The sequence below is a fragment of the Petrotoga halophila DSM 16923 genome, from assembly GCF_002924615.1.
Window position 1 is genome coordinate 1 of the sequence record NZ_JALY01000348.1, and the last position, 1,004, is coordinate 1,004.

The 1,004-nt window shown below is 39.8% G+C and carries 1 protein-coding gene; it reads right to left on the reverse strand.

The annotated features are described in order from the left end of the window. The coding region (locus AA81_RS13915; RefSeq protein ID WP_146050426.1) for an HAD-IC family P-type ATPase at positions 1-1,004 on the reverse strand (1,004 nt) is incomplete at both ends.

Below are 1,004 nucleotides of genomic sequence, written 5' to 3' on the forward strand. Positions count from 1 at the left end.
CTTTATTCATCAGTTTGCTATTTCCGGCAAGAATCTCTTTACCACCAACTTTAGCTAAAATCCCATGACCTGCAATTTCCTCATAGTCTTCAATTTTAGTAATATCGACATCTTTGTTATAGGCTTTCAGAATGGACAGTGCAATTGGATGACTTGAGTGACTTTCAGCAAATGCTGCATATTCAATCAATTCCTCATCAGTAAAATCGGCTTGGGGGTTAACATCCACAACCTCAAATATACCTTTAGTTAAAGTACCTGTCTTATCGAAAACAACTGTTTCCACATTGTTCAACGCGTCAAGATAGTTACTGCCTTTTACTAATATACCTCTCTTCGATGCTCCACCAATCCCTCCGAAGAAGCCCAATGGTATTGAAATTACTAACGCACATGGACAAGATATAACTAAGAACACTAAGGCTCGATATATCCATGTAGAGAAAGTTGCACCGGGGATCACCAATGGAGGTATGATTGCTAAGGCTAATGCTCCAAAGACTACAATCGGAGTATAGAAACGGGCAAATTTTGTTATAAATTTTTCTGTAGGAGCCTTCTTACTGCTGGCATTCTGAACCAGATCCAAAATTTTAGATACAGTTGAATCACCAAAATCCTTTGTTACCTCTATTGTCAAAACGCCATTTTTATTAATGAATCCGCTCAATGCATCGTCTCCTGGCCCGAGTTCACGAGGAACAGATTCCCCTGTTAACGCTGCAGTGTCAACCATTGAGTTTCCTTCTATAACCTTGCCATCGAGGGGAACTTTTTCTCCTGGTTTAACAATAATGATGTCACCTATGTTTACCTCTTCAGGAGATACTTTCCTGATCTCATCGCCAACTTTAAGATTTGCATAGTCAGGACGAATATCCATCAAAGCACGTATTGATTTTCTGGAGTGACCTACAGCTATATCCTGAAACAATTCACCTACCAGATAGAACAGCATAACTGCTACACCTTCTGGATACTCTCCAACGAAGAAAGCACCAATG